Below are 3,469 nucleotides of genomic sequence, written 5' to 3'. Positions count from 1 at the left end.
TAGAATACTTAGGGCGCATAGATAATCAAGTAAAAATCAGAGGATTCCGCATAGAACTAGGAGAAATAGAAACGGTACTCAATCAACATCCTCAAATCCAGACATCCTCTGTCATTGCTCGTGAAGACATTCCTGGACAGAAGCAATTAGTATCCTACCTAGTACCACATCAGGATTCCACAGTAACCATCAGTGAAATGCGCCAATATCTCAAAGAAACACTGCCAGAATATATGGTGCCTCATGGTTTTGTGATACTAGAATCCTTACCCCTAACTCCCAACGGCAAAATAGACCATCGGGCTTTACCAGCACCAGATTCCCGTGCAGGAATAGAAATAAGTTTTGTGCTACCACGGAATCAAACAGAAAAAATATTAGCGCAGATTTGGGCAGAAGTGCTGAGAGTAAAACAAGTAGGAATTCACGATAACTTCTTTGAACTAGGTGGAGATTCAATTCTCAGCATCCAAATTTTAGCCAAAGCCAAACAAGCAGGACTAGAACTGACAGCTAAACAACTATTTGCAAATCAAACAATTGCCCAATTGGAAGCAATAGCAGGAACAGTCAAAACTACAGAGATAAAACAAGAATTAGTCACAGGTACATTACCTCTGACACCTATTCAACACTGGTTTTTTGAGCAAAATTTTACAGCAGTACACCACTTCAATCAAGCATTTCTGCTATCAGTTCCCAGTGATCTAAAAGTAGAGCTATTAAAACAAGTATTCCAGCAACTACTAATACATCATGATGCCCTAAGGTTAAGTTTTACCCAAAATGAATCCACTTGGCAACAGATGTACTCTGCTCCAAAAGATAAAATTGGGTTCTGTGAGATAGACCTATCAAAAATTCCAGAAAATAAGCAACCAGAAGCTATAGAAGAGCAAGGGAATTTATTACAGGCGAGCTTAGAATTATCAGAAAACCTAGTGGAAGTCGCCTTTTTCCATCTGGGTATCGGTAAAAGAGCGCGATTACTAATAACAATCCATCACTTAGCCATTGATGGTGTATCCTGGAGAATCTTACTAGAAGATTTACAAACAGCCTACCAGCAAATAGATCAAGGTCAAGCTATTCAACTGCCTGCCAAAACCACAGCTTTTAAAGATTGGTCAGAGAAATTAACAGATTATGCCCAATCCCAATCCCTGAAAACTGAAACCGCGTATTGGTTAAATCAAAATCGCAGAGAAGTTCCTGCCATCGCAATAGACCATAGAAAAGGGGAAAATACCGTTGGCGCAGAGAACACAATATCATCGTATTTAAGCGAAGCGGAGACTCGCACCTTGCTGCAAGATGTACCAAAAGCTTACAACACTCAAATTAACGATATCCTACTGACCACCTTAGGATTGGTTTTGAGCAAATGGACAAACTCCAAGAGAGTGCTGTTCAACTTAGAAGGACATGGAAGGGAAGACATAGTTGATGGTGTAGATTTATCACGGACAATAGGTTGGTTTACAACCATATTCCCTGTCGTAGTAGAACTACCAACCACAGACAATTTAGGGGACACTTTAAAATCAGTTAAAGAACAACTAAGAGCTATTCCCAATAAAGGAATTGGCTATGGCTTATTGCGCTATCTGAGTCAAGAACCAGAAATTGCCAACCAACTCAAGAAATTACCCCAAGCCGAAATCAGTTTTAATTATTTGGGTCAATTTGACCAACAAATGAATACAAGATCTTGGATACAAATGGGGAACGAGTCGGCAGGAAGAATGCACAGTTCACAAAACAACCGCCCTCATCTGCTAGATATAAACAGCATGATAGTGGGAGAAAAGTTGGAAATACAGTGGACTTACAGCAGAAATCTTCACCAAGATGCCACCATTGAAAAACTGGCACAGGAATTTGTCAAAACATTGCAGGATATAATTACCCATTGTGCATCTGGCGAAAATGGAGGTTATACACCTTCAGATTTCCCATTAGTGAAGCTCAACCAGTTAGAAATAGACCAACTATTGGCAAGTTTCGGCAAAACGAAAAAAACTAACTGGCGAAATATTGAAAATATATATCCACTGTCACCAATGCAAGAGGGGATGCTGTTTGAAAGTTTGTATGCCCCTGATTCTCAAGTATATTTTGAACAGTCGATTTACAATTTGAGTGGTAATTTAAACCTGTCAGCATTTGAAAAAGCTTGGCAGCAAGTATTAGAAAGACATTCAATTTTGCGGACTGCTTTTATTTGGGAGCAATTGGCACAGCCACTGCAAATAGTTTATCGGCAAGCAGAGGTTAAACTACAGACTGATGATTGGCAGCACCTATCTCCTGAAGAAGCACAACAAAAATTAGAATTGTTGTTACAGTCTCAGAGAAAACAGGGTTTCCAACTGTCCGCTGCACCATTAATGCAGTGGAGTGTTATACAATTGGGTACAGATAGTTATCAATTTGTGTGGAATTTTCATCACTTATTGCTTGATGGCTGGTCAGTGCCTTTACTTTTCCAAGACTTATTGTATTCTTATCAAGCAATTATCAAAGGTGAGAATCGAATACTACCACCAGTTTTAAGCTATGACAATTATATTGCTTGGTTACAGCAGCAAGACTTGACCAAAGCTCAAGAATTTTGGCGAGAAAAATTGCAAGGCTTTACAGCACCAACTCCTTTAACAGTTGATAAATTATCGTCAAACCAGAAACAGTTAGATTCTAGTTACAGGGAACAAAAAATCCAACTGACAAGGGAGGAAACATCAAATTTACAGACGTTTGCCAGACAGCATCAACTGACGATGAATAATGTGGTGCAGGGAGCTTGGGCTTTATTATTATCTCGGTACAGTCAAGAATCAGATATTGTTTTTGGTGCTACAGTATCTGGTCGTCCCCCATCTTTAATGGGTGTGGAGTCAATGGTAGGATTGTTTATCAACAGCTTACCAGTAAGAGTTAAAACTTGTGCTGAAACTGAAGTTTTGACTTTGTTAAAAGATTTACAAACACAGCAAGTTGAGTCTGAACAATATTCCTATAGCTCATTGGCAGATATTCAAAGATTGAGTGATGTTCCTGGAGGGACTTCTTTATTTGAGAGTCTTGTTGTTTTTGAGAATTATCCAGTTAATGAGGCAGGGGAAAAAACCAATTATGGTTTCTCAATAGATAATGTTCAGGGTATTGAGCAAACCAATTATCCTTTAACAGTAGGAGTAATTCCTCGCAAGGAATTACTGATAATAATTAGTTATGATACTAGCCGATTTGATGATTCAGCGATCTCTCGTTTGTTAGGACATTTCCAAAGATTGTTATCTGGAATTGTCACCAATCCCCAGGAGTCTATTGCCCAATTATCATTATTGACAGAAGTTGAAAAGCACCAGCTATTAACAGAATGGAATGATACCCAAGTTGAATATCCTGTTGATAAATGTATCCATGAGTTATTTGAAGAGCAGGTAGAGAAAACACCGGATGCAGT

Annotated in this window: 1 protein-coding gene; it reads left to right on the top strand. The window is 38.9% G+C overall.

The window, feature by feature from the left end; translation table 11 throughout:
• Positions 1 to 3,469 (top strand): condensation domain-containing protein (locus IQ228_RS23380; RefSeq protein ID WP_228044040.1); only part of this gene is annotated, 3,469 nt, incomplete at both ends.

Source organism: Dolichospermum sp. LEGE 00246, from assembly GCF_015207865.1.
Lineage (GTDB): Bacteria > Cyanobacteriota > Cyanobacteriia > Cyanobacteriales > Nostocaceae > Dolichospermum > Dolichospermum heterosporum.
The sequence above is the reverse complement of the archived record's forward strand: the minus strand, read 5'-3'. Positions and strand labels throughout refer to the sequence as shown.